Origin of the sequence: Cryobacterium sp. N22 (genome assembly GCF_002929555.1) — a bacterium.
In the GTDB taxonomy this organism is placed as follows: domain Bacteria; phylum Actinomycetota; class Actinomycetes; order Actinomycetales; family Microbacteriaceae; genus Cryobacterium.
This window is the reverse complement of record NZ_PJJP01000006.1, coordinates 1-3,999: the sequence shown is the minus strand read 5'-3', so window position 1 is coordinate 3,999 and position 3,999 is coordinate 1. Positions and strand designations below refer to the sequence as shown.

General features: G+C 71.2%; 4 protein-coding genes. 1 reads left to right on the top strand and 3 read right to left on the bottom strand.

All coding sequences use genetic code 11. The annotated features are described in order from the left end of the window. A partial coding sequence (locus CXY76_RS00050; RefSeq protein ID WP_104162243.1) for an NmrA family NAD(P)-binding protein occupies window positions 1-962 on the top strand: 962 nt, incomplete at its 5' end. 24 nt (window positions 963-986) lie between these two features. Here the strand turns inward: CXY76_RS00050 and CXY76_RS19480 are convergent. From CXY76_RS19480 to CXY76_RS00035, 3 genes are all read right to left on the bottom strand, one after another. Then, the gene (locus tag CXY76_RS19480) at window positions 987-1,598 is read right to left on the bottom strand and encodes a PepSY domain-containing protein (protein ID WP_199190144.1); all 612 of its coding nucleotides are present in this window, start codon (window positions 1,596-1,598) and stop codon (window positions 987-989) included. Window positions 1,599-1,710: 112 nt separating this feature from the next. Beyond that, entirely contained in the window at window positions 1,711-3,045 is a 1,335-nt protein-coding gene (locus CXY76_RS00040; protein WP_104162242.1) for a cell wall metabolism sensor histidine kinase WalK, read from the bottom strand. Next, window positions 3,038-3,715, bottom strand: coding sequence for a response regulator transcription factor (locus CXY76_RS00035; RefSeq protein ID WP_104162241.1), 678 nt, complete (start codon window positions 3,713-3,715; stop codon window positions 3,038-3,040). Before CXY76_RS00035 ends, CXY76_RS00040 begins: the two co-directional genes overlap by 8 nt. Between the last annotated feature and the right edge of the window lie 284 nt (window positions 3,716-3,999).

Sequence of the window (3,999 nt, the reverse complement as noted above, 5' to 3'; positions counted from 1 at the left end):
GGACCACCCGGCCAGGCACCGCCGGTTCCGGCACCGAACGACCCGGCACCGCGCATCCCGGAGGCAAACCGCTGCGGGCACCGAACCAGAAGCCGACCCGCAACCCGGCGCACAAGCCGGGTGGCCTGGCCGCCTCCGCGTCGCCCGGCCGCACGATCGGCCGGCCCGGCGCGGGAGCCTCGGCCGGCGCGGCACGGCCCGTCGCCGCATCCGCCGCCGCAACCGGTACAGCCGGCGAGGCCAGTGTGCGCGCCTTCGACTTCGCCGACCGCAGCACCTGGATGCGCGCCCTTGCCGGCGTCGACAGGGTGTTCCTGATCGTGCCGCCCACAATCGGCAACGTGGGGCGTACCCTGATCCCGTTCATCGACCTGGCGATGGAGGAGAGCGGGGTGCGACAGATCGTTTTTCTGTCGGCGCCGGGCGTGCGCTTCGACACCCGCTCACCGCATCATGTGGTGGAGCAGTACCTCAAGCGCACCCGCACGCCGCGCACGATCCTGCGGCCGAACGTGCTGATGCAGACGCTGTCCACCCTGCACCGGGACGACATTCGCCTGCGGGGCGAGATTGTGCTGCCGGCGGGCGCGGCCAGGGTGGCTTTCGTCGACGCGGCCGACGTGGGCCGGTGCGCGGCCCGGGTGCTCACCGAACCCGGTCACCTGGGCAAGTCGTATTCGTTGGCGGGGGAGCAGGCACTGAGCTACCCGCAGGTGGCGGAGATTCTCAGCGAGGTGCTCGGCAGGCCCATCCGCTACACCGCTACGACCGAGGCCGAGTTCGCCGAGCTGGCGGCGAAACAGGGCGTGACCGCCCCGGACATCGCCGCGCAGGCGACCTGGTACCGGGCGGCGCGCCGGCGTCTCACGGCGTTGCCGAACCGCGGCATCCGCCGGCTCACGGGCCGGCCGGCGACCACGCTGCGCGGTTTCATCGAGGACCATCGCCAGACCTGGCTTTAGCCCGCGCGGCCCTGACCTGCGGGGTTACGCGGTCGGCGCGCCGTCGACCTTGAGCACCGCGAAGCCCTCGTCGAGCTCGACGTCGACGTCCTGGCCGTTCTCGAGGGTGATCTCGACCTCGTAGGCGTGGTCGAAGTCGTCGCTGCGCTCGACCTCGGTGATGGTGCCGACGGTGCCGTCGGGCAGGGTGGCGAGCGCCGCGGCCGAGGCGGCGTCCCGGTCGGCGTCGGTGAGGGCGGCCCCGGCCGCGTCGTCGGTGCCGGAGTCAGTGCCGGTGTCGTCGGTACCGTCGTCGGACCCGGAGCCGGTTCCCGGCGCCGAGGTCGCGCCATCCGTGGGCAGGCCGTCGACCCAGAGCACCGCGAACGCCTTGTCCAGCGCCACGTCGACGTCGGTCCCGTCGGCGAGGGTCACTTCCACCTCGTAGGCGTGCGCGTCGTTGTCATCGCCGGACTCGGTGTCGGTGACCGTGCCGCTGCCCACGGCATCCAGCGCGGCCGCAGTGGCCTTGTCGAGGGCGCTGCCGGTGAGTGGGCCGTCAGCCTCGAACGGGTCGGCGATGGCCAGGCCGGCGCCGCCCACCACGAGAACGGCGGCAACGGCTGCGCCGGTGATCCAGATGGTCTTCTTCTTCATGGTGTGTCCCTTGTTCGTGAGTGCCACGGTTGCCGTGGCTGATAACCCCACTGTGCCAAGCCACCGCTGAAGCCAGGCTGAAGCCCGCTGAAGAGCGCTTCAGAAACGAAGGTCAGGCCTCGTCGACGGCGGGCAGGCGCACCTCGAACCGGGCGCCGCCAAGAGTGCTCTCGACGATCCGCACGGTGCCGCCGTGCGCCTGCACGCTCTCGCGCACGATCGCCAGGCCCAACCCGGTGCCGCCGGATGCCCGCGCCCGGGATTCGTCCAGCCGCACGAAGCGCTCGAACACCCGGTCGCGCTCGCCGGGCGGCACTCCGTGGCCGTCGTCCTCCACGACAAGCAGCGCCTGGCCGTCGATCGCGCCGAGCGACAGGCTCACCCGCCCGGAGGCGTGCTGGGCGGCGTTGTCGACGAGGTTGCGCACCACCTGGCCGAGCAGGTTCTGGTCGCCGTGCACCCGGGCGGGGCCCACCCCGGTGCTGTCGATGCTGAGCGCCATGGTGTCGCGCAGCCGGCGGGCCTCGGCGAGCATCAGGTCGTCCAGGTCGACGGCCGTGCCGGTTGCCGTGTCCCGGCGCTCGGACACCCGCGCCAGCAGCAGCATCCCCGCCACGAGCCGCTCCAGCCGGTCGCCCTCGTCGAGAACGGCCTCGGACAGGTCGTCGAGGTTGACCCTGTCGGGGTGCGCCTGGGCCACCTCGGCGTACTGGCGCAGCGACGCGAGCGGGGAGCGGAGCTCGTGCGAGGCATCCGAGACGAACTGCCGTTGGGCGCGCTGGGAGGTGTCGAGCCTGTCGAGCATGCTGTTCATCGTGCGCGCCAGGCGGCCGATCTCGTCGGCGCGGCCGGGGTCATTGATGCGGCGCTCGAGGTTCGTGGCGGTGACCGCGTCGACCTCCCGGCGCATCCGTTCGACGGGGGCCAGCGCCCTGCCAACCACGATCCAAGTGAGCAGCGCCACGATCCCGGTCAACAGCGGCACGGCTCCGGCCAGCAGCACACCGACCGTGGCGACCGACTCGTCGACGTTCTCCAGCGAACGCCCGGCGACGACGGTGACGTCATCGTGCTGTTTTTCGGCCAGGACGAGGTAGTCGGTGTCTTCGTCGGGCACCCGGATGACCTGCGCGTCGTCGTCGCCGTCGACGCTGAGCAACCGGCCCTCGAGGGACTCGCTGCCGGCCAGGAGGACGCCGGAGTCATCGGTGATCTGGAAGAGCACGTCGTCGTCGTCCGCATCGAGGCCGCCCACGCCGCTGCCGGTGTCGAGTTCGGTTTCGATCTGCTCGAGGTCGCGGTCCAGGGCGGTGTGCAACTCCTCCAGCAGCACACCGCGCAGAACCAGGGCGAACACCACGGCGCCGCCGACCAGGGTGACGGCCACGATAGCGGTGGACACCAGGGTGATCCGGCCGCGAAGCGACAGGGTACGTGGCCTAGCCACCGTTGGCCGCCAGACGATAGCCGGCGCCGCGCAAGGTCTCGATCGCGGCCCGGTCGAACGGCCGGTCCACCTTGTTGCGCAGGTGCCGCACGTACACCTCCACGATGTTGGGGTCGCCCTCGAAGTCGTAGTCCCAGACGTTGTCGAGCACGTCGCGTTTGCTCACGACGGCGCCCCGGTTGCGCATCAGGTATTCCAGCACCGCGAACTCCCGGGCGGTGACGTCGACGGATGCCTCGCCCCGGCTGACGCGGCGGGTGGCGGGGTCGAGGTGCAGGTCGCCGGCGCGCAGAACGGTGGGCCGGGCGCTGGTGCCGCGGCGGATGAGGGCACGCATCCGGGCCAGCAGCACGGCGGAGGAGAACGGCTTGGTGAGGTAGTCATCCGCGCCGGTGTCGAGGGCCTCGACCTGGTCCCACTCGCCGTCCTTGGCGGTGAGCATCAGGATCGGGGTCCAGTTCTGCTCGGCGCGCAGGGTCTCGCAGACCCGGTAGCCGCTCTGGCCCGGCAGCATGATGTCGAGCAGGATGACCGCGTACTCGTTCTCGCGGGCCAGCCAGAGCCCGTCCGGGCCGGTGCCGGCGATATCGACCGCGAACCCCTCGGCCTCGAGGCCGCGCTTGAGCCCGGTCGCGAGCCGCGCCTCGTCTTCAACCACCAGGACTCGCATCCGGCCCCCTCGTCAGTCGGTCGGCCGCACGGCCGCCGCTGCCAGTCTGGCCGACGCCGCTGAAGGCAAGCTGAAACTGCTGTGATCAGCCCGGATGCCGGTCACGACCGTGCCTGAGTGGCGTGCCGCATCGTTGGTCGAGCTCGTCGAGACCCCGCGACGGGCGTGTGTGTCGCGCCGCCTCACTCAGTTGCGGACTTCCCGCCTTCGTTCCGGGGCAAAGTCATACGGTCGTAGCAACGCTCTGATCTAAGGAGCGTTTCATGGGCAAGTTGTTTCCCCCG

Bases quoted from the DNA above. Each gene is read 5' to 3' on its own strand.
- CXY76_RS00035 (WP_104162241.1), bottom strand. From the start codon at position 3,715: ATGCGAGTCCTGGTGGTTGAAGACGAGGCGCGGCTCGCGACCGGGCTC.
- CXY76_RS19480 (WP_199190144.1), bottom strand. From the start codon at position 1,598: ATGAAGAAGAAGACCATCTGGATCACCGGCGCAGCCGTTGCCGCCGTT.